Genomic DNA, 24,625 nt, shown 5'->3' with positions numbered 1-24,625 from the left:
AAAAGAGTACAAGAATTGAGCGTTAAGAGTCTGTTGGTAACAGGTTATAAACATACGGATTTGGGAATTTTTTCAGAAAAAGACCAACGCATTCCCATCATTAAAGAGGGGATACGCAGTCATTTGATTCGGTTTTTGGAAGAAGGAGTTAGTTGGTTTATTTTTACAGGAAATCTTGGGTTTGAACATTGGGCCATAGAGGTCTTAAAAGAGCTACAAAATGAAGGGTATAGCTGCCAAATTGCGACGATATTTTGCTTTGAAAACCACGGAGAAAATTGGAATGATGCAAATAAGCTGAAGTTGGCTACTTTTCAAGCTGTTGATTTTGTCAAATATGCCTATCCTCGATACGAAAATCCATCCCAATTTCGAGAATACAATCAATTTCTAATTGAAAATACAGACGGGGCTTATATTTTTTACGATCATGAAAATGAAACAAATCTGAAATATCTTTATCATACAATGGTAAATAAAGAAGAGTATACTATAACTGTTTTGGATTTCGAATATCTAAATGAAGTCGCAGAAAATTTTGCAGAAAAAATTTCAAAAAATGAGTAATTTAGCTTGATTTTTGCCTATATTTTTTAATATAATAGAGATAGTGACTTTTAGATTGGGGATAGAGTAATGGCGACGATTAAATTTACAACAAAAGATATTTATGAACAGGATTTTAAAATTGGGTTTCGTGGGTACGATCAAGACGAAGTAAATGATTTTTTAGACAGCATCATGAAAGACTATGATGCCTATGAGGCAATTATTAAAGAGTTGAAGGGGGAAATTGCGCGTTTGAAGGCACAAGCAGCGAATGCTCCAAAAACCTTTTCAGCACCAGCAGACGAAACCGATACACTTCGCACAGAACGTGGATCTTCAGCAACCAATTTTGATATTTTGCGTCGCTTGAACCGTCTTGAAAAAGAAGTCTTTGGCAAGCAAATTGCACAAGACGAATAAGCAATATGTGCAATTTTTGGATAATCGCATGGCCATTTGGTCATGAGGAAAGTCCATGCTAGCACTGGCTGTGATGCCGGTAGTGTTTGTGCTAGGCGAACAAATAAGCCTAGGCACGCCTTTGGCGTGACGGCGGTCAAACGGGCTAAGTCGAAAGATAGGCTCTACTAGACCTGAAAGTGCCACAGTGACGTAGTTTTTAGGGAAATCTAAAAAGTGGAACGCGGTAAACCCCTCAAGCTAGCAACCCAAACTTTGGTCGGGGCATGGGAAAGCTGGAAACGAACGGTCTTTCCTGACTGGAAACAGTAGACAGATGATTATCGAAGGTGGTAGAGCCTAGTACCACTGGAACAAAACATGGCTTATAGAAAATTGCATAATAGGTAGTAGAGTCTAGGACGAAAGTACCTAGGCTTTCTTGTTTAGTAGCCAAATAGAAAAAGTGAGAAATATGCGAAAAACATTTCAATTAGTCGCAACAGCAGCGGCAGGTTTAGAGGCTGTTGTTGGACGAGAATTAAGAGAATTAGGCTATGAATGCCAGGTTGAAAATGGGAAAGTCCGCTTTGAAGGTGGGACTTCAGCCATTATTGAGACCAATTTATGGTTGCGGTCGGCAGATCGGATTAAGATTGTTGTCGGCCAGTTCCCTGCCAGAACATTTGAAGAACTTTTTCAAGGTATTTTTGCTTTAGATTGGGAAAATTATTTGCCACTAGGCTGTAAATTTCCAATTTCCAAGGCCAAATGTGTGAAATCAAAGTTGCATAACGAACCCAGTGTTCAAGCCATTTCAAAAAAGGCGGTCGTGAAAAAATTACAAAAACACTTCCATCGTCCAGAAGGAGTACCACTGCAAGAAGTTGGTGCAGAATTTAAGATTGAAGTCTCGATTTTGAAAGATGTGGCAACGGTCATGATTGATTCAACTGGTTCTAGTCTGTTTAAACGGGGATACCGGGTTGAAAAAGGTGGGGCGCCAATCAAAGAAAACATGGCAGCAGCGATTTTACAATTGTCCAATTGGTACCCAGACAAACCCTTGGTTGATCCAACTTGTGGATCAGGAACCTTTTGTATTGAAGCGGCTATGCTGGCAAAAAATATAGCACCTGGACTGAAAAGAGAATTTGCTTTCGAAGAATGGAATTGGATTGATCCAGCAGAAGTGAAAAAACACCGTCAAGCTGCCCAAGAAGCCATTAAGACGGATCTGCAATTGGATATTTTGGGAGCAGATATTGACGGCCGTATGATTGATATTGCTAAGAAAAATGCCTTTGCAGCAGGACTTGAAAAGGATATTGTTTTTAAGCAAATGCGCCTACAAGATTTTAGAACAGATAAAATGAACGGTGTGGTCATTTCCAACCCTCCATATGGAGAACGCCTGTTGGATGATGTAGCGATTGTCATGCTCTATAAGGAAATGGGAGAAGTCTTTGCGCCACTTCAAACCTGGTCTAAATTTATTTTAACCAGTGATGAGCAGTTTGAAGCACGCTTTGGGCAATTGGCTGATAAAAAAAGAAAATTATATAACGGTACACTCAAGGTTGACTTGTATCAGTATTTTGGGCAACGTGTCAAACGAACCCAACCAGAATAGGAGGTTTATCCGTGTCAAAAAAGAAAAAGAAAACGACTGCCAAAAAAGAACAATCCTTGAATTTTGATGATGTAAAAGAAATGACTGTTGGTCAAATCACAAAAAAACATCAAGAATTAAAAGATGGTATTGAAGAAGGAGATAGCGTCTTAGACCGCTATATCAAACAACATAGAGAGGCTATTGAGGCGGAAAAGTTTGATACAATTGTGCAAGCTGCTGTTGTTCCACCGACGATTGTCCCACCAACTAGCCAAGGAGCAGATGAAGTAGAAGAATCGATTCCGGAAGCTTCCTTAAAAATGGAGTCTTCGGTCTCTCCGGTGTCTTCTGATTGGGACGAAACCGATGATGAAGTGGATACTGTGCTAGATAACAAGAAAAAAGCCTTTATCTGGGCTTCTCTTGTAGTGGCTTTTATTGGTATCTTAGTTTCGGCCTATCTGTGGACGAAACCGTCCGATAATGATGAAAATGGAGTGGCAACCTCAAGCAGTAAATCAAGTAGTCGCTCTACAACGAGTTCGTCCGATGAATCCTTAGAGGCATTTGATCAGTTATATGTGACTTATTTTACAGATGGAAGTTTGTCAAAAATCAAAAATGATATGTTTGGTAAGTTGCCAGAATTAAAAGCTCTGCTAGACCAGATGGATCCGTCCAGTGCAAGTTATAAGACTGCTAAAGAAAAATACGAAAAGCTTGAAAAAGCCATCAAAGCGATTCAAGCTATCAATACACAATTCGACAAACCGGCCATTGTAAATGGGGAATTGGATACCACTGCCACTGTTAAAAATGGTGCTAATTTTACCACAACTACAACGGGTATTTCACCAGTTGACACCTTGTTAACGTCAGCTATTAATTATGGACGAACGCAGACGCCAGCTAGTTCTGTTGCAAGTCCAGTGCCTGCTCAGAGTGCTCCAGTCGCTTCAGAACCAGTTGTAGAAGAACCCGTAGTGGCTGCTCCAGCTGGTAACGCGGCCTCTAATCCTGTCACATTCTCAAATGGCTTGATACTGGATTACGGGAAACGAATTGTTTATGGCAGTGACCAGGTGCAATTGCAGCGCCATCTCAGTCGTGTGCCTTATAATGATACTGTGATTGCAGATGCTTCTAATCCAGCATGGATTTTTGCACCAGGCATGTTGGAAAGCATTGTGGCGACATCGAACCAGCGTGGTTATTTTGCTGGACATGACTTTATTCTTGAAAAAGTAAACATTATTAACGGGAATGGTTATTACAACATGTTCCGTACAGATGGAACCTATCTCTTTTCAATCAACGCCAAGACCGGCTACTTTGTAGGAAATGGGTCTGGTTATGCGGACGATGTAGACTTCTAGAAACAAAAAACGAATTGGATAGCCAATTCGTTTTATTTTTACACTAGACGGCGTTCAAAGGCATCTTCTGAAATCCCTTGTGCCAAAATGAGTTTAGCCCATTCTTTGGCTGAATGAAGACTGTGGTCTTTGTAATTTCCGCAGGACTCAATGGTCGTTCCAGGTACATCTTCCCAAGTTGTTGCAGTGGCAATCTCCTCTAAACAATCCTTGAGCACACTAGCAATTTCTCTTGCAGTTGGTTGTCCCCACATAATCATATGAAAGCCAGTCCGACAGCCAAATGGGGAGCAATCAATCATACCATTAATCCGTTGGCGAATCAGTCCAGCTAACAAGTGCTCGATGGTATGTAAACCAGCTGTATCCATTGCGTTTTCATTGGGTTGAATAAGACGGATGTCAAAATTCGTAATGACATCGCCTTTTGGGCCACTCTCTTCAGAAATTAAACGGACATAGGGTGCTTTTACAATAGTGTGGTCGAGCTCAAAGCTTTCAACAATAACTTTTTTTAGCATAGATTTCTCTTTTCTTGTTTTAATAATGGTTTTCCATATCTGGAAATATTCTAAAATGATTATATCATATTTTGAAATTTTGATTTGTGAAATCGTTTAAATTATGGTAGAATAAGAGAGGATTTTTCTAAAAAATTCAAAAACAAAAAGAGGTGCAAGATGGAAATTATACACATTATAATTGCAATCTTAGCCGCTCTCATTGGGTTAGTAATCGGTTATTTAGCTATTTCTGTAAAGATGAAGTCTGCAAAAGAAACTGCAGAATTGACACTTTTAAATGCGGAACAAGAAGCAAGCAATCTTCGAGGAAAAGCAGAGCAAGAAGCAGAAGTGATTGTGAAAACTGCTGAACGTGATCGCCAATCCTTGAAAAAAGAATTGCTCTTAGAAGCAAAAGAGGAAGCTCGTAAATATCGTGAAGAAGTTGCAGAAGAATTCAAGGCTGAAAAGCAGGAATTGCGTCAAACAGAATTGCGTTTGACGGAACGAGCAAGTAGCTTGGATCGCAAGGACGATAATTTAACGAACAAAGAAAAAACTTTGGAACAAAAAGAACAAAGTTTGACAGATAAATCGAAACACATTGATGAGCGTGAGCAAAAGGTTGCGGCATTAGAAGAACAAAAGGCTCTTGAATTAGAAAAGGTAGCCTCCTTATCACAAGAAGAAGCACGTGAATTGATACTGGCAGATACAAGAGACAAGTTGTCTCATGAGATTGCTACTCGTATCAAGGAAGCAGAGCGTGAAATCAAGGAACAGTCTGACAAGACGGCTAAGGATCTACTAGCACAAGCGATGCAACGGATCTCAGGAGAGTATGTGGCAGAACAAACGATTACGTCTGTTCATTTGCCAGATGATTCGATGAAGGGGCGGATTATTGGTCGAGAGGGCCGCAATATTCGAACCTTTGAAAGCTTGACGGGGATTGATGTTATCATTGACGATACTCCGGAAGTCGTTGTCCTATCTGGTTTTGATCCGATTCGTCGGGAAATTGCCCGGATGACCATGGAAGCCCTCCTGCAAGACGGACGGATTCATCCAGCTCGGATTGAAGAGTTGGTGGAGAAATTCCGAGTTGAAATGGACAATCGCATTCGTGAATATGGTGAAGCCGCTGCTTATGAAATTGGTGCGCCAAACCTTCACCCAGATTTGATTAAGATTATGGGACGCTTGCATTTCCGTACGTCCTATGGTCAAAACGTCTTGCGCCACTCGATTGAGGTTGCCAAACTTTCTGGCGTTCTCGCTGCAGAGTTAGGTGAAAATGTGAACTTGGCCCGTCGTGCAGGTTTCTTACACGATGTCGGCAAGGCCATTGACCGTGAGGTGGATGGTAGCCACGTTGAAATCGGTATGGAATTGGCTCGCAAGTATAAGGAAAACCCTGTTGTGGTCAACACGATTGCCAGCCACCACGGAGATGTAGAAGCTACCAGCACCATTGCTGTTATTGTTGCAGCAGCGGATGCCTTGAGTGCGGCTCGTCCAGGATCCCGTCGTGAATCCATGGAAGCCTACATCAAACGTCTCCACGACTTGGAAGAAATTGCCAATAGTTTTGAAGGCATTAAACAAGCCTATGCCATTCAAGCAGGTCGTGAAGTCCGGATTGTGGTCCATCCAAATATTGTCAATGATGACAAGGTGACAATTTTGGCTCATGATATTCGTGAAAAAATCGAAAACAATTTGGATTATCCAGGAAACATCAAGATTACGGTTATTCGGGAAACCCGAGCAACAGACATCGCCAAATAAACAAGAAAACTCACTTCCATTTGGAGGTGAGTTTTCGATTTAGACAATCTCTACAAGGAAAAGAAGGGATAGAGCTATCTGATTGTTTGGAGTGCTATCCGCCGGTTAGATTGGTTTGAAACCTAACTTTTTATTTTATATGATTTATAAAAGAAAATAGTAGAAATTAATATACAAATTGTTCCAGTCGGTTTAAAGAAGGTTATGTGACAGAGACGAATGAGGTGTCGTTCAAAAGATAGTTTCTTACAAACGTCTCTTTTCAAAAATTCAAAAAGCCGTGTCAATAAGCTTGAAATCTATTGGTATTTCTGATACACTAAAGAGAAAGATTGAGAAGGAGAGGTCATGACGGAACGTGGATTGCTGATTGTCTTTTCTGGCCCATCAGGTGTTGGAAAAGGAACAGTTCGTAAAGAAATTTTTGAAAGCTCTGACAATAAATTTGAATATTCTGTGTCGATGACAACTCGTCCTCAACGTCCAGGTGAAGTAGATGGTGTTGATTATTTCTTCCGTTCTCGGGAAGAGTTTGAGGACTTGATTCGTCAAGGGCAAATGTTGGAATATGCTGAATATGTCGGCAACTATTATGGGACTCCCTTGACCTATGTGAACGAAACATTGGACCGAGGCGTGGATGTTTTTCTGGAGATTGAAGTTCAAGGTGCTTTGCAAGTGAAGCAGAAAGTGCCAGATGGGGTCTTCATTTTCTTAACGCCACCTGATTTGGAAGAGTTGCAGGACCGTTTAGTAGGTCGTGGAACAGACAGCGCGGAAGTCATTTCACAGCGGATTGAGCGAGCAAGAGAAGAAATTGCCCTCATGCGTGAATACGATTATGCTGTTGTGAACGATGAGGTGCCACTGGCTGCTGAGCGTGTGAAACGCATTATTGAGGCAGAGCATTTTCGTGTGGACCGTGTGATTGGTCGCTACGATGAAATGATGAAAGAACAAGTCATTGTTCGTTAAATAGAGAGAAAATAGGTAAAAAAAGATGATGTTAAAACCGTCAATTGATACCTTGTTGGACAAAGTACCATCAAAGTATTCCTTGGTTATTTTAGAGGCTAAGCGTGCCCACGAACTAGAAGCTGGCGCAAAACCAACACAGGAATTTACGTCTGTTAAATCGACCTTGCGTGCCTTGGAAGAAATTGAAGCAGGCAATGTTGTGATTCATCCAGATCCAGAAGCTAAACGTGAAGCTGTTCGCCGCCGTATAGAAGAAGAGCGTCTTCGTCAGGAAGAAGAAGAACGCAAGATTAAAGAGCAAATCGCTAAAGAAAAAGAAGAAGGCGAAAAAATCTAAACCGTGTATCAAACTCAGTTGGGCAACCAACTGGGTTTGTTTTTCAGATTCAGCTTAGACAAGATCAGCTAGAAAGGAGAGAAGATGCAAGCACAGGTCATGGTGGATTTACCTCTGTTTCAAACAGACAAGCCCTTTAGTTATAAGGTGCCAGACGATTTGGCACATTTAGTAGCAGTTGGGAGTCGTGTTCATGTTCCCTTTGGTCAGGGAAATCGCCTGATCCAAGGAATTGTTCTGGGTGTTACAGAGCAAGAAAGTAAAGACCTAAAGGAGATTGTTGAAGTATTGGACGTACATCCTGTCTTTACAACAGAGCAACTCTGGCTAGCGGATCAGATTCGGAAGACTGTTTTTTCTTACAAAATTACCATTTTAAAGGCCATGTTGCCGAATTTACTGCACTCTACCTATGATAAAATCGTTAAAAAGATTGGCTCTCAGTCGTTAGGACAGATAGATGCACTTTTTTCCTCCTCGGGACAGCTCTCGTTTTCGAACTTGGATTTGGAGCAACAAAAAGAAGTCATGCGTTTGGCTCAAAGAGGCTTGGTTGAGGTGACTTATCTTGCCAAAGATAAAAAACAAGTCAAGATGGAGAAGTGGTATAGAGTTTGTCATAAGGCATTGGCTGAGGCGACCATTTCAAATCGGTCCAAAAAGAAGCTTGAATTGCAAGAGGTATTGCTTGAGGAAGTTGGCGAGAAGCGCTTAAATGAGTTGAAAAAGCGCGGTTTTTCTTCACAAGTCATTGCCTATTTTGTAGAAAATGGTTGGATGGACATTTATGAAAAAGAAGTCAGTCGCCTGCAAGGCTTCTTTGAGGGAGTAAAATCCAGTCAGGCTCTGATCTTGAATCCAGAACAAGCGATTGCCCGTCGGGAGATTCTCTCTACTATTGGTGAGGAAAGTCAGACTTTTTTACTACAAGGAGTGACAGGGAGCGGAAAAACGGAAGTCTATCTTCAAGTGATCGAAGAAGTGTTGGCTAAGGAAAAAACTGCTATTATGCTGGTGCCAGAAATTTCGTTGACTCCTCAGATGACCCGAAGATTTGTCTCGCGCTTTGGAGGACAGGTGGCGATTTTACATTCGGCTTTATCGGATGGTGAAAAATACGATGAGTGGCGAAAAATCAGGAACGGCCAGGCAAAAGTTGTTGTCGGAGCCCGATCGGCTATTTTTGCTCCCCTTGAAAACATCGGAGTTATTATCATTGACGAAGAACACGAGGCAACCTACAAGCAGGAGAGCAATCCCCGTTACCATGCAAGAGAAGTTGCAAAATTACGAGCTAGTTACCACAAAGCCAGCTTGGTTTTGGGGTCTGCGACACCTAGTTTGGAAAGTCGGGCAAGGGCCAGCCGTGGTCTTTATCGTTTATTGGCCTTGCAACAGCGAGCCAACCCAGAAGCGACCTTACCAACTATTGAGATAGTCGATTTCAGAGATTTCATTGGTCAGCAAGAAGTTGGTAACTATACACCACGGTTGGTCGAAAAAATTCGTGAAAAACTAGAGCGAAAAGAACAGGTTGTGCTGCTCTTAAATCGCCGTGGCTATTCCTCCTTTGTGATGTGCCGGGATTGTGGTGCGGTAGACCAGTGCCCCAATTGTGATATTTCACTGACCCTTCATATGGATACGCGTTCGATGCATTGCCATTATTGCGGTTTTCAAAAAGGGATTCCTCGAACATGTCCCTCTTGTGATAGCAGTGCGATTCGGTACTATGGAACGGGGACGCAAAAAGCCTATGAGGAATTACAAGAGCTATTTCCTCAGGCTCGAATCTTACGGATGGATGTTGATACAACTCGAAAAAAAGGAGCACATGAAAAACTATTGCAATCCTTTGGAGATGGAGAGGCTGATATTTTATTGGGCACGCAAATGATTGCCAAGGGATTGGATTTTCCTAATGTGACCTTGGTAGGGGTCTTAAATGCAGATACAGCATTAAATCTTCCAGATTTTCGTTCTTCTGAGCGGACCTTCCAACTTCTGACACAAGTAGCTGGTAGAGCTGGACGGGCCCACAAAGAAGGTGAGGTCTTGATTCAGACCTACAATCCAGATCATTATGCGATTCAATTTTCCAAGGAACAGGACTATGAAGGCTTTTACAATTATGAGATGCAGTTGCGTCGAAATTTGGCCTATCCTCCCTATACTTTTACAGTTGGGCTGAGTTTCTCGCATTTTTCAGAAGAAATTGTCGTTAAAAAAGCCTATGAAACAGTTGGTTTTTTAAGGCAACACTTATCTGACAAGATTCAGATTCTCGGACCGACTCCCAAGTCAATTGCCCGAACGCATAACCTTTACCATTACCAGATTATTCTCAAGTACCGTAAGGAAGAGGGGCTTGAAGGGGTATTAAACGCCATTCTGGATTGGTCCCAGGAAAAAGACAACAAAGACTTGCGCTTGGTGATTGACCATGAACCACAAAATATATCTTAATAGGCTGGTACTTCGCCCAGCCTTTTTCATGTGGGGACAAAAGGCATCTTTAAGGAAAAAACGAGTAAACATGGTATAATAAGAAGATATGAAGAGAAGGGAGAAGAGAATGACAAAGATTATTTTTATGGGAACACCCCAATTCTCTGCGACTGTATTAAAAGGATTGTTAGAAGAAAAAAGCTACCAAATTATGGCGGTAGTAACCCAACCTGACCGAGCAGTAGGACGCAAACGCCAGATTCAAATGACGCCTGTTAAAGAGTTGGCTTTGGAATACCAATTGCCTGTTTACCAACCAGAAAAATTATCAGGGAGTCAGGAGTTAGAAGAACTCTTGGCCTTGGGAGCAGACGGGATAGTGACTGCGGCCTTTGGTCAATTTTTGCCTAGTCGTTTGCTGGACAGTATGGATTTTGCTGTCAATGTCCATGCCTCTCTCTTGCCGAAATACCGTGGTGGTGCTCCGATTCACTATGCCCTAATCAATGGTGATGAAGAAGTGGGTGTGACTATTATGGAAATGGTCAAGGAGATGGATGCTGGTGATATGATTTCCAAAGCCAGTATTCCGATTCTAGATACGGACAATGTAGGAACACTCTTTGAGAAATTAGCGGTTGTCGGCCGAGATCTCCTGATTCAAACCCTACCAGCCTACCTATCAAAAAAAATCCTCCCAGAAAAACAAGATCCCCATCAAGTGACTTTTTCTCCCAATATTTTGCCAGAAGAGGAGCGCTTGGATTGGACCAAATCGGCTCGCGAAATTTTCAACCATGTTCGTGGTATGAATCCCTGGCCGGTGGCGCATGCTCTTTGGAATGGCCAACGCTTCAAAATTTACGAGGCCAGCCTATCAGATGAAACTGGCTCACCGGGTCAAATCATTCGTAAGACAAAGAAAGAATTGGTTGTTGGAACAGGACAGGGAGCGGTTGTTTTGCAGCTTGTCCAACCTTTTGGAAAACCAAAGATGGCGATTGCAGATTTCTTAAATGGCGCGGGTCGCGAATTAAAAGAAGGAGATTTCTTTGACTAAAAAATTAAGAGAGTCAGCACGAGGGCTTGCTTTAAAGGTGTTGATAGAAGTCTTTGAAGAAAAGGCCTATTCCAATATTGCCTTGAAGAAGGCTCTCCAAACGGCGCAATTATCCGAAGCAGATAAGGGTTTGGTGACAGAGTTGGTCTATGGGACTGTTGCTCGAAAAATGACCTTGGAATGGTATCTGTCTCATGAAATCCCAGATCGTAACAAGTTAGATTCGTGGGTTTATTACCTCTTGATGATGAGCCTTTATCAAATGGTGTATCTGGATAAAATCCCCCCTCATGCAGTGGTCAACGAGGCGGTTAATCTTGCAAAAAGAGGAAGAGGGACAGATAAATTTGTTAATGCGATCCTACGCTCCTTTTTGTCCAAAGAGCTTCCAGATATAGGAAGTATCAAGCGTATCAACAAACGTCTCTCCATTCAGTATTCGACGCCTGTTTGGTTGGTCAAAACCCTAGTGGAAGAATATGGGGAAAAGCGAGCTGAGGCGATTTTAGAAAGTTTATTTGTTCGCAACAAGGCGAGTGTTCGGGTGGTAGATCCGTCTGACTTTACCCGTCTTTCAACAGAATTGGAGGCAGAGCCGTCCAGCCTATCTCCAGTTGGCTTGGTCAAATCCAGTGGGCATTTTGCAGGAACAACGGCTTTTGCAAAAGGTCAAATAACCATTCAAGACGAGACAAGCCAGCTGGTAGCGCCGACTCTGCAGTTGCAAGGAGATGAAGTCGTCTTAGATGCTTGTGCAGCTCCTGGCGGGAAGACGGGTCATATAGCCTCTTATCTGACAGATGGGAAAGTCATAGCCCTAGATCTTTATGACCACAAACTAACTTTGATTCGGGAGAATGCTGAGCGTCTAGGTGTAGCAGATAAGGTGATTCCTCAAAAATTGGACGCCCGCCTGGTTCATCAGGCCTTTGAAAAGGATACTTTTGACAAGATACTAGTCGATGCTCCCTGCTCTGGTATTGGCTTGATTCGACGCAAACCAGACATCAAATACAATAAGGAAATAGCTGATTTTAACAGCTTACAAGCAGTCCAATTACAGATACTGGACAGTGTTTGCCAAACCATCAAAAAAGGTGGTATAATAACTTATAGTACCTGTACGATTGTCGGTCAGGAAAACCAAGAAGTTATCCGGCAATTCTTGGAAAAACACCCTGATTTCGAACAGGTTTCTTTGGAGCATGAAAATACTGATATCGTTCATGATGGTTGTCTTGTTATCACACCCGAGCAATATCAAACAGATGGTTTTTTCATTGCTCAAGTAAGAAGATTATCCTAGATTTAGAGGAGGAAGCTGATTTATCAGCGAGAAACAATATGGAAATTGCACTATTAACAGATGTGGGACAAAAACGTTCCAATAACCAAGATTATGTAAATCGCTATACCAATCGTGCAGGCATTGATTTGATTGTTCTGGCTGATGGTATGGGTGGGCATAGAGCTGGTCATATTGCCAGTGAGATGACCGCAACGGATTTAGGAGCCAGCTGGGTTGATCAACAATTGCATACTCTAAATGATGTTAGAGAATGGTTTGTTGAGATGCTTGAAAAAGAAAATAAAAAGATTTATGAACTCGGACAAACGGATGAGTACAAGGGAATGGGAACAACATTAGAAGCGGTTGTCGTCATTGACCAACAAATGATTTATGCTCACATTGGGGATTCTCGTATCGGAATTGTTCGCGATGGGGAATATAGTCAATTGACGAGTGACCATTCTCTGGTTGGAGCTCTTGTACGTGCGGGTCAGTTAACAGAAGAGGAAGCTAGTCGTCATCCACAAAAAAATATCATTACACAATCAATTGGCCAACTAGACCCGGTCGAGGCGGATATTGCCATTAAAACGATTGAACCAGGAGACTATGTACTGATCAATAGCGATGGCTTAACCAATATGGTATCTGTCGGAGATATTCGGGATATTCTTGTAAGTGAGGTTCCGCTACAAAGCAAGGCTGAAAGTTTGATTCGTTTTGCCAACAATGCTGGCGGAACAGACAATATTACTGTTGCCATTCTTCATTTCCCAGAGGAGGGTTAACCTATGATTCAGATTGGGAAAATCTTTGCAGGACGCTACCGTGTTGTTCGGCAAATTGGCCGCGGTGGCATGGCAGATGTTTACCTGGCAAAAGATTTAATTTTAGACGGTGAAGATGTCGCGGTTAAGGTTCTTCGTACCAACTATCAAACGGATCAAATTGCTGTTCAACGTTTCCAACGAGAAGCGCGTGCAATGGCGGATTTGGATCACCCAAATATTGTTCGAATTTCAGATATTGGAGAAGAAGATGGCCAACAATATCTGGCCATGGAGTATGTGGATGGATTGGACTTAAAACGCTATATCAAGGAAAACGCTCCGCTTTCAAATCACGAAGCAGTTCGGATTATGGGACAAATTCTACTAGCGATGAGAATGGCCCATACCAGAGGAATCGTTCACCGTGATTTAAAACCGCAAAATGTTTTGTTAACTAAGGACGGAACGGCAAAAGTGACGGACTTTGGAATTGCAGTTGCCTTTGCAGAAACGAGTTTGACCCAGACCAATTCTATGTTGGGCTCTGTTCATTATCTATCACCAGAACAAGCTCGTGGATCAAAAGCGACTGTTCAAAGTGACATCTATGCGATGGGAATTATTCTTTTTGAAATGTTAACAGGACGAATTCCTTATGATGGAGACAGTGCTGTTACGATTGCCTTACAGCATTTCCAACAACCCCTTCCTTCTGTTATTGAAAGCAATGCCTCTGTTCCACAAGCATTGGAAAATGTTGTGTTTAAAGCAACTGCAAAAAAATTAACCGATCGTTACAAAACCGTTGCGGAAATGTATACAGATTTGGCTTCTGCTCTTTCACCAGATAGACGAAGCGAGAGACGGGTGCAATTGACCGATAATAAGGTGGATACAAAAACCTTGCCTAAATTATCACAAGCATCTTCTGAGACGAAAAAGCCACTTCAGAAAAAAGAAACAGGCAAAGTGGTCCAATCGTCCCCGAAACCTGCTCCTAAACCAGCTAAAAAACGGATGCGGACGCGATACAAAGTCCTGATTGGTGCAATTTTATTATTGGCTGCTGCATTTGTTGCCATGTTGTACAACACTCCTGCAACAGTAACAGTTCCGGATGTCAAGGGAATGACTTATGAAGCAGCTGTGGAAAAAATTGAGACAGCAGGCTTAAAGGTTGGAAAACGGACAGAAGAGGCTTCTAGTGAAGTAAAAGAAGGGACCGTATTACGGACAGACCCAGCAGGAAATACCTCAAGAAGAGAAGGTAGTCAAGTCAATATTGTGATTGCAGTAGCAGAAGTCGAACTCGTTCCAGATGTTAAGGGAAAAGATTTAGAGACAGCAAAAGCCGAAATAGAGGCAAAAGGTTTCCTTGTCTCGGAAGTGAAGGAAGAGCATAGCGATTCCGTTGAGAAAGGCCTGGTTATTTCCACCAATCCAAATGCCAATGCTTCAAAAGCCAAGGGCTCTAAAATCGTGATTACAGTTTCTTCTGGACCAAAATTAGAAGGTATCCCAGATGTGACGGGTAAGAAAATAGAAGAAGCGGAGCGCTTGTTAAAAGAAGCAGGATTTGTAATCGGAAATGTTACGGAGGAATACAGCGAAAAAGAAGCAGGAGTTGTGATTGGGACAGACCCAGCTGCAGGAAGCAGTGCAGTCAAGGGAACAGTCATCAATATCACTGTTTCAAAAGGAGCTGGAATTGTGATGCCAGATTTTGGTAGCTTGAAAGTTACCTATGCTGAAGCGCGGAGACAGTTGCAAACATTAGGAATCTCAGTATCCAATATTGAGAAAATTGAAGACCACTCTTATCAATCTGAGATTGGTGATTTGGTTGTTGCGCAATATCCTGCTGCTGGAACCAAGATTGACGGTACTGTAACACTTTACGTGACAGTGGCCTCAACCCCAAGCAGTTCTACAACGACTCCATCAACCAGTACAACATCCAGCTCGGAGTAATAATTAAACAAAGAATCACTGACAAGAAGATGAGCCCCTCTCTTCTTGCCAGTGATTTTTTTATAAAAGAGATCATTTCAATTTTCTAGGGACAAAGTAACTTTTTGCTACTTGAGGCGGAGGCAATTGCCAAGAAATTTGATACAATAGTAAGGAAAGGAAATCGTATGAGAAAAGTACAGTTTTTTATCCTGATTGAAGTGCTATTAATGGTACTAGCAGTTTTCAATATTTTAGCTGACGAAGGATCCAGAGGAATTTTATTATTTGCTGTGGTCTTGCTCTTAATTCGTCATTTTCTAGGCAGTAAAGAAATTGATTTTTTATTGGTGAGTGCAGCGACCTTATTTTTGGTTGTTTTTGTACTAAATCCCTACTTCATGTTAGGGATGCTCTTGTTGGCAGTCTATATGATGGTGAACTTTTTCTCCCGTTATGAAAAACAAAATCAATACACCCATGTTGTATTAGACCAAGAATCGGTTGAAGCCAAACGCGAAAAGAGTAGATGGTTTGGTAATCAGAACCATTCCCAAGATCAATATGGCTTTGAAGACATCAATCTCATTCGTTTGTTTGGAAATGACATTGTCGACTTGGATGAGACAGTCTTAGTAGGACGGGACAATATTGTCATGATTCGAAAAACATTTGGGAAAACAAAAATCATTGTCCCGATTGATGTAGAAGTTTCCTTGCATGCTACCAGTCTCTACGGACAAGTTCGTTTTCTTGGGATGTCTGCTTGGGATTTGAGAAATGAACAATTCTCCATTGCCAGTCCTCACTACAAGGATTCACACAAGCGTGTTAAAATCGTTGTGAACTGCTTCTTTGGAGATGTGGAGGTGGTCCGCGTATGATGAAAAAAGGTTCGTTTCTACTCTTTATCTGGTATGCTACGATTATCGTTTTTGTCTTTCTAGCCGCGATTCTTCCTTTGTTAAAGCATTCCTTGTTAGACGTTTCCTTGTGGATCGATACAGAACAGTTTCTTTTTACCTTGTTGTTGCTGGTTTTTTCAATTGCCTTTTTTCTATATGTTCTGGTACAGACAGCTATTCTTGTCGCGACTCAAGGACTGAGACAGCAACTTCGTTCGATTTTACAAAACAAGAGCATTCGCTCCTCAGCAAAAGAAGATTCCTTACTCATGGATTTATCCGAAAAGGTGATGACGCTAACAAGACAAGTTCAACTGATTGACAATCAGGATTTGGTCAAAAAAGAAGAGATTGTTGAGGGGGAACGCAAACGAATTGCAAGGGATCTACATGATACGGTGAGCCAAGGACTCTTTGCTTCTAGTATGATTTTGTCCGGTCTAACTGCAAGTGTTGGTTCAATCTCAGAAGAAAATATGAAAAAGCAGCTAGAAACTGTCAAACAGATGGTGGAGACAGCCCAACGGGATTTACGGATTTTGTTGTTGCACTTACGTCCTAGCGAATTAGAGAGTAAGAGCCTCATTGAAGGATTTGAATTGATTTTAAATGAGGTGAGGGATAAAAGTGCCATCGAGGTTTATTTCCAACATGATATTGACCAATTGCCAAAGTATGTTGAGGAACACCTGTTTCGAATTGCACAAGAAATCATCAGCAATACGCTTAGACATGCGCATGCCAAGCGCCTAGATGTCTATCTGATTCAGACAGAATACGAAGTGCAGCTCAAAATGACAGATGACGGTGTTGGATTTGTTCAGGAAGAGGAACAAGATTTGAGTTATGGTTTGCAAAATATCCGAGAGCGGGTCGAAGATATGGCAGGTACTATAAAACTAAGGACAGCACCAAATAAGGGAGTCGCCATTGACATTCGCATTCCCATATTGAAAGGAAAAGAAGATGAAACCGATTCGCGTGATGCTGGTTGATGACCATGAGATGGTCCGACTAGGATTGAAAAGTTTTTTGGATTTACAAGAAGATATTGAAGTTATAGCAGAAGCTAATGATGGACAAGAAGGATTAGAAAAAGCCTTGGACATTCAGCCAGATGTCGTTGTCATGGATCTGGTGATGCCACGTTTGTCGGGAGTGGAGGCAACGTTAGCCATTTTGAAAGAATGGCCGGAAGCAAACATTGTGATTCTAACGTCGTATTTGGACAATGAAAAAATTTATCCTGTCATTGAAGCAGGTGCCAAGGGCTATATGCTCAAGACATCCAGCGCAGAAGAAATTTTGTCCGCCATTCGAAAAGTCTCCAAGGGCTATTTGGCGATTGAGACAGAAGTTGAAAAAAAGGTTGAAAATCACCGCAATAATCCTGATTTGCACGATGATTTAACAGCGCGTGAGCGGGATATTCTGGCGCTTTTAGCCAAGGGGTATGACAACCAACGAATAGCAGATGAATCCTTTATTTCTCTAAAAACAGTGAAAACTCATGTGTCCAACATCTTGTCGAAATTACAGGTTAGCGATCGAACTCAAGCTGTTGTCTATGCCTTTCAACATGGCTTGGTAGCACAAGACGAGGAATAATGGTATAATAAGAAAGTGATAAAGGAGTTTTATGGACGCAAAATTAAAGTACAAGGCTAAAAAAATCAAACTGGTTTTCTTTGATATTGATGACACCTTACGTGTAAAAGACACAGGATTTATGCCAGATTCTCTTTCCTATGTCTTTGATTCTTTACGAAAAAAAGGAATTCAAACAGGCATTGCTTCTGGTCGTGCTATCTATGGAGTTGTGCCAGAAATCATGGCCTTACAACCAGATTATTTTGCAACAATTAATGGCAGCTGTGTGTTGGATAAAAAAGGGAAGGTTCTGTACCATCAGCCTATTCCAAAAGAATTGGTAGAACAGTATGTAGACTGGTCTAATGAAGTTGGTTACCACTACGGCCTAATGGGGAATCAAAAACCAGCTCTTTCTTATCGGACAGAGAAAATCAGTGAAACCATGGACATTATTTACGAAAATATTGAAACGCTCCCTGAGTTTCACAAAGAAAATGATGTCTATCAGATCTGGGCTTTTGAGCCAGAAGGCGTTCAGTTAGAGCTGCCAGAACATTTGGTTCAGAATTTGAAAGCTGTTCGATGGGAAAAAAGGGCCTTAGATGTTATTCTAAAAGATAGTTCAAAAGCAACAGGGGTTGCAAAGATTGTCGAATCTCTAGGTCTCAAGCCAGAAAATGTTTTGGTGTTTGGTGATGGTCCAAATGATAGAGAACTATTCGACTATGCAGGTATTTCTGTTGCAATGGGTGTTTCGGATCCCGAATTGCAAGAAAAAGCAGACTTTATCACAAAAAAAGTAGAAGAAGACGGCATCTTATATGCCTTGGAGGAACTCGGTTTGGTAGAAAAACAATTACACTTTCCACAATTAGATTTGGTATCAGTTGAAGGTCCAAAAGCAACGATCAAAACCAATCATGGTGAGTTGAAGATTCAGCTTTTCCCAGAACAGGCACCAAAAACAGTTGCGAATTTTGTAGCTTTGTCTAAAGACGGCTATTACGACGGTGTGATTTTCCACCGTATTATCAAAGATTTTATGATTCAAGGTGGCGACCCAACTGGAACTGGTATGGGTGGTAGTTCAATTTATGGCGATCGTTTTGAAGATGAATTTTCAATGGAAGTCTTTAATCTTCGTGGTGCACTGTCCATGGCCAATGCAGGCCCAAATACCAATGGTAGCCAGTTCTTTGTTGTTCAAAATAGCAATCTTCCTTATGCACCAAAAGAATTGGAACGTGGTGGTTGGCCAGCTCCGATTGCAGCTCGTTATGCAGAAACTGGGGGAACGCCACATTTGGATCAGCGCCATACCGTTTTTGGTCAGTTGATTGATGAAGCGTCTTACACAGTGCTTGATGCCATTGCGAATGTTGCAACAGGTGCGCAAGATAAACCAGTAGAAGATGTTGTTATTGAGACTGTTGTGATTGAGGATTAAGATGAAAATCGGAGACAAACTAAAGGGGGTCATAACAGGCATTCAACCCTATGGTGCTTTTGTAGAATTAGAAAATCATACGACAGGTCTCATTCATATTTCTGAAATAAAAACAGGTTATGTAAACAATATTCGGGAGTTGCTTCATGTGGACCAGGAGGTTCTTGTTCAGGTTGTTGATGTGGATGAGTACACAGGGAAAGCTAGTCTTTCCTTGCGAACCTTAGAAGAAGAGAAGCAGTCTTTGCCACGTCGCCATCGGTTTACCAATGCAAAACATAAGATTGGATTTGCAAGTTTAGCCAAACAAATGCCACTTTGGATTCAAGAATCAAAAGATTATTTGGACAAACAAAAAACTCAGAGTTGATCTAACTCTGAGTTTTTTTGGTTATTCAAAATCGTAAAGGGCAGTTGAAAGATAGCGTTCTCCGTTATCTGGTAAGATAGCAAGAACTTTTTTACCAGCACCCAATTCTTTTGCAACTTCTATTGCAGCATAGATAGCTGCACCAGCTGAAATTCCGACTAAGAAACCTTCTTTTGCTCCAATGCTACGTCCTGTTAAAATAGCATTATCACTGGTAACACGTACAATGCTATCGTAGGATTTTGTATCCAATGTTTCAGGGATAAAACCAGCAGAAATTCCTTGGATTTTGTGTGGACCAGGTTTTTCTCCAGATAAGATTGCTGACTCATCGGCTTCAACAGCATAAATTTTTGTAGCAGGATTAGCTTTTTTCAAAACATGGGAAACACCAGAGATGGTACCGCCAGTTCCAATACCGGATACAAAGGCATCCAAACCATCTTCGCCAAAGGCTTCAAGGATTTCAACACCTGTTGTTGCTTCGTGGATGGCAGGGTTGGCAGGGTTGTTAAACTGCAACGGAACAAATCCGCTCTTTTCTTTTGCAATCTCTTCTGCCTTGGCGATTGCACCCTTCATGCCTTCTGCCCCTGGTGTCAAGACTAATTCCGCACCGTAGGCTTGAATGATTTTACGGCGTTCGATAGACATGGTTTCTGGCATCACGATGATCACTTTGTAACCTTTTGCACTACCAACCCAAGCAAGCCCAATACCCGTATTACCACTGGTTGGCTCAACGATGGTATCTCCTGGTTTTAAGCTACCATCTTTTTCAGCAGCTTCAATCATAGCAAGCGCGATGCGGTCCTTGACAGATGAACCTGGATTAAAGGCTTCTAATTTGACATAGACATCTGCAGCTCCCTCAGGAACAATATTGTTTAATTTAACAATTGGTGTTTTTCCGACCAATTCTGTAATATTTTGATAAATAGCCATAAGGTACCTCCGTTTTTCTAATGATACCAGTATACTCTGCTTATTATTCTTTGTAAAATATAAAAAACCTATACAATTGATAGGTTTTTTTAATCAATGGAAATTTCAATAATACGAGGATTGGATGTCGAATAGCTGATTTTACCATAATAAAAATCTTCCAAATCTGCCAACAATGGGTCAACAGATTCTTTGTCCGTGTAAATAGTTGTTTGAACAGTTTCTAAAAATACTGAATCGTATTCTTCCAGCTGATGCTTTAGTCGCCAATTCGCAAAATTTTGGTATTGCGGATAGGTCATTTCAATCTGTATGCCGACTTGCTCCTTGATGATAACACATCCAATTTCTTTGATAGCAGTAGCTACCGCATCTGTATAGGCACGGATTAGACCACCGGATCCTAATTTGATACCACCAAAATACCGTGTGACAACTGCTACGACATTGGTCAGTTCCTTGTTTTCGAGTACCGTTAGCATTGGGATGCCTGCTGTTCCAGATGGTTCTCCATCATCAGAGGAACGTTTGGTATTTCCTTCTTCGCCTATGATAAAACTCGAACAATTGTGATTGGCCTTGTGCTGCTCTTTTTTGATGGATTGGATAAAGTTTCTGGCCTCGTCTTCTGTTTCAACTCGTTTCAAATGACAAATAAAACGCGATTTTTTTATCTCAATCTCATATTGTCCGTCTTGTTTGATTGTTTGATATGCTTTCATACCTTGATTGTACAGATTTTTTTTAGAAAAGGCAAGGCTATTCCGAATAAAAATATGATGAAAGATTATAAAGATTATGCAGGTTGTTGGTTTACCAAATACCAATTAAGTGAAGAAGAAAGAGCAGCTGCTCTTTTAGTAGAATCAGATAATATGGAATCTTGCTTAAGATGTGCCAGCCCCTACCAAGCAGAAAATCAGTTGCCAAATGGGGCCTATTATTGTAGAGAGTGTATATTATTGGGACGTGTACGAAGTGATGAATCACTGTATTATTTCCCACAACTTGCTTTTCCAAAAGAAAGTGTTCTGAAGTGGCAAGGACAATTAACAAGGTGGCAAAAGCAAGTTTCAGAAGGGTTATGCCAGGCTGTTGATGTAAAACAGTCTACTCTGGTGCATGCTGTTACAGGAGCTGGAAAGACAGAGATGATGTATGCTGTTGTAGCGAAAGTTATAGCAGAAGGGGGGGCGGTGTGTATTGCCAGTCCACGGATTGATGTTTGCATTGAGTTGCACAAACGCTTGTCCACGGATTTTATATGTCCAGCGGCCTTACTGCACGGGGAGTCAGAGGGATATTTTCGTACGCCTCTGGTAGTAGCAACCACTCATCAGTTGTTGAAATTTTATCAGGCCTTTGATTTATTGATTATTGATGAAGTAGATGCCTTTCCCTATGTTGATAACCCGATGCTTTATTGTGCTGCTCAAAATAGTCGCAAAAAAGAAGGTGTGGTAGTCTATTTAACGGCTACTTCAACAGATGCACTAGACAAAAAAATTAAGTCAGGAGAGTTAAAAAAGTTAAGTCTGCCCAGACGATTTCACGGAAATCCTTTAGTGGTTCCCCGGAAAATATGGGTAGGTAGATTTAACAAACAAATTGCAAAAGGTCAACTTCCTTCTATAATATACAAACAAATCAAGCTACAAAGAAATACAGACTGGCCACTGCTCATTTTTGCTCCTGAAATTGAATTAGGAGTAAAGATAGCAAGCATCCTTCAAAATTATTTTCCCGAAGAAGAAATTGGTTTTGTTTCCAGTCAAACAGAAAATCGTTTAGAGATTGTTGAAAAATTTCGGGCTCAAGAAATCACGATTTTGGTTTCTACTACGATCTTAGAAAGAGGAGTGACTTTTCCAGGAGTAGATGTACTGGTCTTACAAGCAGAACACCGTCTCTATACATCGTCTTCCCTCATTCAGATTGCTGGCCGCGCTGGTCGCAGTATGGAGCGACCGACTGGTATTGTCCAATTTTTTTCTGAAGGCAGTACTTCAGCTATTGAAAAGGCAATTGCTGAAATTAAAAAGATGAATCAGGAGGCTGGTTATGAATAATTGCCTACTATGTAATCAGATTATTGTGAAGAAGATTCAATTTTCAGCGATTTTTTCTTTACAAAAGCAAGAGCAGGCAATATGCAATCATTGTACAATGCAATTTACAGAAATAGATTTCAAGAACAGTTGCCAGCGTTGCTGTAAAAGAAGTACAGAAAAAATTTGTAAAGATTGTAGCTACTGGCAAAGTAAGGGAGAAATTGTTGATCACCATGCTTTATACCATTATGATGAACAGATGGAGGATTATTTCAGTCACTATAAGTTTCAAGGAGACTACTTATTAAGAACGATTTTTTCTAAAAAAATAAAAGAGGCATTACAAGCCTACAAAGAGTATGTGGTTGTCCCTATTCCAATCAGTCAAACACGCTATGAGGAAAGAGGTTTTAATCAAGTTATCGGATTGTTAGAAGGAGCTGGTGTACCATATGAAACGTTCTTGTCCAAAGAACACACAAAAAAACAATCTAGTTTAACAAGAAAAGAACGTTTAAATACAAAACAAAGTTTTTATCTTTCTCCATCAGAAAAAAACTTACCAGAAAAAATTTTATTGGTAGATGATATTTATACTACGGGGGCTACAATCCGCATGGCAAAGGCAATTTTAATGAAAAACGGTGTGAAATTCGTCAAAACTTTTTCATTAGCTAGATAAGAAAACGCTTGCAAAAAAATCAAAAAATGATATAATAAGAGTGAACAAAGGCGAAAGCCAAGAAAGAGGTACTTATATGATTAAATTTAACATTCGTGGAGAAAATCTCGAAGTTACAGAAGCTCTTCGTTCCTATGTAGAAGAAAAAGTTGCAAAAATTGAAAAGTATTTTAACACTGATCAAGAATTAACTGCTAAAGTCAATTTAAAAGTATACCGTGAAAAGACATCTAAAGTAGAAGTTACCATTCCGTTAGGATCCATCACGCTTCGTGCGGAAGATGTTTCACAAGATATGTATGGCTCAATTGACTTGGTTGTGGATAAAATCGAACGCCAAATTCGCCGCAATAAAACAAAGATTGAAAAGAAAAATAGACAAAAAGTTCCTACTGGTCAAATCTTTACAGAAGAATTGGTAGAACAAGTTGAAGAAGAAGTGAAAGTAGTTCGTACAAAACAAGTAGATTTGAAACCCATGGATATTGAAGAAGCAAAACTTCAATTAGATTTATTGGGACATGACTTCTTTATCTACACAGATGCAAAAGACAATACAACCAATGTCTTATACAAACGTGAAGATGGTGATTTAGGTCTGTTAGAAGTGAAATAAACTGATTAACAAACTTCAAAAATAGAAATATTACCCAAAAGTTTATCAGCAAAACGAACTTTTGGGTTTTTTTATGGAAACGATAAAGTTTTTATCTATCAAGTGTACAATACATTACAGACCTTATGGGTTAACTAGTAAAAGTTTACAATAAGGGGTAGAAATTTTGGGGGTATCTATCTAAATAAGCACAATTCTTTCAGATAATAGAGAAACGCTTTAATTCTTACTACTAATTGACTTCTCATAAACAAATGATAATGCAAAAAGCTATTACATTTCAGCGCCAAAAGGCTTGGGAAGGGAATCGTCAAATTAATGCTTGGGCTTAAAAATATATTTATAAAATATACAACTTCGTTGATACTTGTTATTATATTTCATCTTATAGCACATTACATTTTCAATCTTGAACAAAAAAGCATACCACAATTATTATTTTCTGCCATAATATCAGAACCATTGGAAACAAAAAAGAAAGCTAAAAATTAGCTTTCTCAATTTAAAGACAAACATCCATTTGGTGTTTGTCTTTTTACCTATCAATTTATCTAATTTAATAAAATATCAAAAATGTTCTATTAAAATGTAATAAGAGCCATCAGGTATTTTAGATTTTTCAAAACAAAGAAAGGAGAAAAAATATGACAGATAAAAAAAGTAAAAAAAGTGTTGACAAAAGATTCCCGAACATGGTATATTAGATAAGCTTTCTTATGAAATGCCAAACACTAAATATTCTTTTCAAAAAAGTTTAAAAAAGATAAGCAAAAGTTATTGACAAGAATAAATGAAGGTGGTATACTAAGATAGTTGTCTCGCAAGAGGCATGAAAGACCTTTGAAAATTAAAGAAGACGAACCAAACGTGCAGGGTGGACTTGTTTAACAAGTCCGTCAATGACAAAAAAACAATAAACGGATAAGCCAGAGTGCTTAGCCGGACAAAC

The 24,625-nt window shown here is 40.5% G+C and carries 23 protein-coding genes and 1 other RNA gene; 21 read left to right on the top strand and 3 right to left on the bottom strand.

Translation table 11 applies throughout. From position 1 onward, the window contains the following. Positions 1-15 precede the first annotated feature (15 nt). The 5 genes from ACVR1I_RS10230 (at position 16) to ACVR1I_RS10210 (ending at position 3,939) form a co-directional block, all read left to right on the top strand. Positions 16-567 (top strand): SLOG family protein, encoded by a 552-nt coding sequence (locus ACVR1I_RS10230; RefSeq protein ID WP_447443927.1) that lies wholly within the window; start codon positions 16-18, stop codon positions 565-567. A gap of 69 nt (positions 568-636) precedes the next feature. Beyond that, positions 637-969: a cell division regulator GpsB gene (gene gpsB, locus ACVR1I_RS10225; RefSeq protein ID WP_447443926.1), complete on the top strand. Its 333-nt coding sequence runs from the start codon at positions 637-639 to the stop codon at positions 967-969. Between the two features lie 12 nt (positions 970-981). Next, an RNA gene (gene rnpB / locus ACVR1I_RS10220) (RNase P RNA component class B) lies at positions 982-1,342 on the top strand. Positions 1,343-1,423: 81 nt separating this feature from the next. After that, positions 1,424-2,581, top strand: a complete 1,158-nt coding sequence (locus ACVR1I_RS10215; RefSeq protein WP_447443925.1) for a THUMP domain-containing class I SAM-dependent RNA methyltransferase — start codon at positions 1,424-1,426, stop codon at positions 2,579-2,581. Positions 2,582-2,592: 11 nt separating this feature from the next. Beyond that, entirely contained in the window at positions 2,593-3,939 is a 1,347-nt protein-coding gene (locus tag ACVR1I_RS10210) for a cell division site-positioning protein MapZ family protein (RefSeq protein WP_447443924.1), read from the top strand. A gap of 38 nt (positions 3,940-3,977) precedes the next feature. Here the strand turns inward: ACVR1I_RS10210 and ACVR1I_RS10205 are convergent, their stop codons facing one another. Then, positions 3,978-4,460, bottom strand: a complete 483-nt coding sequence (locus ACVR1I_RS10205; protein ID WP_447443923.1) for an S-ribosylhomocysteine lyase — start codon at positions 4,458-4,460, stop codon at positions 3,978-3,980. Between the two features lie 159 nt (positions 4,461-4,619). Between ACVR1I_RS10205 and ACVR1I_RS10200 the strand changes: the two genes are divergently transcribed. The 13 genes from ACVR1I_RS10200 to ACVR1I_RS10140 all read left to right on the top strand — a co-directional run bounded on the left by ACVR1I_RS10200 (position 4,620) and on the right by ACVR1I_RS10140 (position 19,382). Continuing rightward, a complete protein-coding gene (locus ACVR1I_RS10200; RefSeq protein WP_447443922.1) occupies positions 4,620-6,233 on the top strand; it encodes a ribonuclease Y in 1,614 nt (537 codons plus the stop codon). 348 nt (positions 6,234-6,581) lie between these two features. Further along, the gene (gene gmk / locus ACVR1I_RS10195) at positions 6,582-7,208 is read left to right on the top strand and encodes a guanylate kinase (RefSeq protein WP_447443921.1); all 627 of its coding nucleotides are present in this window, start codon (positions 6,582-6,584) and stop codon (positions 7,206-7,208) included. A gap of 25 nt (positions 7,209-7,233) precedes the next feature. Next, entirely contained in the window at positions 7,234-7,548 is a 315-nt protein-coding gene (rpoZ, locus tag ACVR1I_RS10190) for a DNA-directed RNA polymerase subunit omega (protein WP_447443920.1), read from the top strand. 84 nt (positions 7,549-7,632) lie between these two features. Then, on the top strand, positions 7,633-10,014 hold the full coding sequence (locus ACVR1I_RS10185) for a primosomal protein N' (protein ID WP_447443919.1): 2,382 nt from the start codon (positions 7,633-7,635) through the stop codon (positions 10,012-10,014). A 109-nt stretch (positions 10,015-10,123) separates the two neighbouring features. Continuing rightward, positions 10,124-11,056 (top strand): methionyl-tRNA formyltransferase, encoded by a 933-nt coding sequence (gene fmt / locus ACVR1I_RS10180; protein ID WP_447443918.1) that lies wholly within the window; start codon positions 10,124-10,126, stop codon positions 11,054-11,056. Then, on the top strand, positions 11,049-12,362 hold the full coding sequence (gene rsmB / locus ACVR1I_RS10175; protein WP_447443917.1) for a 16S rRNA (cytosine(967)-C(5))-methyltransferase RsmB: 1,314 nt from the start codon (positions 11,049-11,051) through the stop codon (positions 12,360-12,362). The genes fmt and rsmB overlap by 8 nt, the downstream gene beginning before the upstream one ends. A 38-nt stretch (positions 12,363-12,400) precedes the next feature. After that, positions 12,401-13,135 (top strand): Stp1/IreP family PP2C-type Ser/Thr phosphatase, encoded by a 735-nt coding sequence (locus tag ACVR1I_RS10170; RefSeq protein WP_447443916.1) that lies wholly within the window; start codon positions 12,401-12,403, stop codon positions 13,133-13,135. Between the two features lie 3 nt (positions 13,136-13,138). Next, a complete protein-coding gene (pknB, locus tag ACVR1I_RS10165; protein WP_447443915.1) occupies positions 13,139-15,088 on the top strand; it encodes a Stk1 family PASTA domain-containing Ser/Thr kinase in 1,950 nt (649 codons plus the stop codon). A gap of 167 nt (positions 15,089-15,255) precedes the next feature. Beyond that, positions 15,256-15,951, top strand: coding sequence for a cell wall-active antibiotics response protein LiaF (liaF, locus tag ACVR1I_RS10160; RefSeq protein ID WP_447443914.1), 696 nt, complete (start codon positions 15,256-15,258; stop codon positions 15,949-15,951). Next, the gene (locus ACVR1I_RS10155; RefSeq protein ID WP_447443972.1) at positions 15,951-16,967 is read left to right on the top strand and encodes a sensor histidine kinase; all 1,017 of its coding nucleotides are present in this window, start codon (positions 15,951-15,953) and stop codon (positions 16,965-16,967) included. The genes liaF and ACVR1I_RS10155 overlap by 1 nt, the downstream gene beginning before the upstream one ends. Next, entirely contained in the window at positions 16,939-17,580 is a 642-nt protein-coding gene (locus ACVR1I_RS10150; protein WP_447443913.1) for a response regulator transcription factor, read from the top strand. The genes ACVR1I_RS10155 and ACVR1I_RS10150 overlap by 29 nt, the downstream gene beginning before the upstream one ends. 31 nt (positions 17,581-17,611) lie before the next feature. Beyond that, positions 17,612-19,012: a Cof-type HAD-IIB family hydrolase gene (locus ACVR1I_RS10145; RefSeq protein WP_447443912.1), complete on the top strand. Its 1,401-nt coding sequence runs from the start codon at positions 17,612-17,614 to the stop codon at positions 19,010-19,012. Position 19,013: 1 nt separating this feature from the next. After that, the gene (locus tag ACVR1I_RS10140) at positions 19,014-19,382 is read left to right on the top strand and encodes a S1 RNA-binding domain-containing protein (RefSeq protein WP_447443911.1); all 369 of its coding nucleotides are present in this window, start codon (positions 19,014-19,016) and stop codon (positions 19,380-19,382) included. A gap of 21 nt (positions 19,383-19,403) precedes the next feature. On the opposite strand, the gene cysK is transcribed toward ACVR1I_RS10140, so the two are convergent. Together cysK and ACVR1I_RS10130 are read right to left on the bottom strand one after the other, a co-directional pair. After that, entirely contained in the window at positions 19,404-20,327 is a 924-nt protein-coding gene (gene cysK / locus ACVR1I_RS10135) for a cysteine synthase A (RefSeq protein WP_447443910.1), read from the bottom strand. A gap of 89 nt (positions 20,328-20,416) precedes the next feature. After that, positions 20,417-21,049: a YigZ family protein gene (locus ACVR1I_RS10130; RefSeq protein WP_447443909.1), complete on the bottom strand. Its 633-nt coding sequence runs from the start codon at positions 21,047-21,049 to the stop codon at positions 20,417-20,419. Positions 21,050-21,106: 57 nt separating this feature from the next. On the opposite strand from ACVR1I_RS10130, the gene ACVR1I_RS10125 reads away from it, so the two are divergent. From ACVR1I_RS10125 to hpf, 3 genes are all read left to right on the top strand, one after another. Beyond that, positions 21,107-22,396, top strand: a complete 1,290-nt coding sequence (locus tag ACVR1I_RS10125) for an ATP-dependent helicase ComFA (RefSeq protein ID WP_447443971.1) — start codon at positions 21,107-21,109, stop codon at positions 22,394-22,396. Further along, positions 22,389-23,060, top strand: a complete 672-nt coding sequence (locus ACVR1I_RS10120) for a ComF family protein (RefSeq protein WP_447443908.1) — start codon at positions 22,389-22,391, stop codon at positions 23,058-23,060. Before ACVR1I_RS10125 ends, ACVR1I_RS10120 begins: the two co-directional genes overlap by 8 nt. 76 nt (positions 23,061-23,136) lie before the next feature. Beyond that, on the top strand, positions 23,137-23,676 hold the full coding sequence (gene hpf / locus ACVR1I_RS10115; protein ID WP_447443907.1) for a ribosome hibernation-promoting factor, HPF/YfiA family: 540 nt from the start codon (positions 23,137-23,139) through the stop codon (positions 23,674-23,676). Positions 23,677-24,625: the final 949 nt, after the last annotated feature.

The sequence above is a fragment of the Streptococcus cameli genome, from assembly GCF_053207365.1.
The sequence above is the reverse complement of the archived record's forward strand: the minus strand, read 5'-3'. Positions and strand labels throughout refer to the sequence as shown.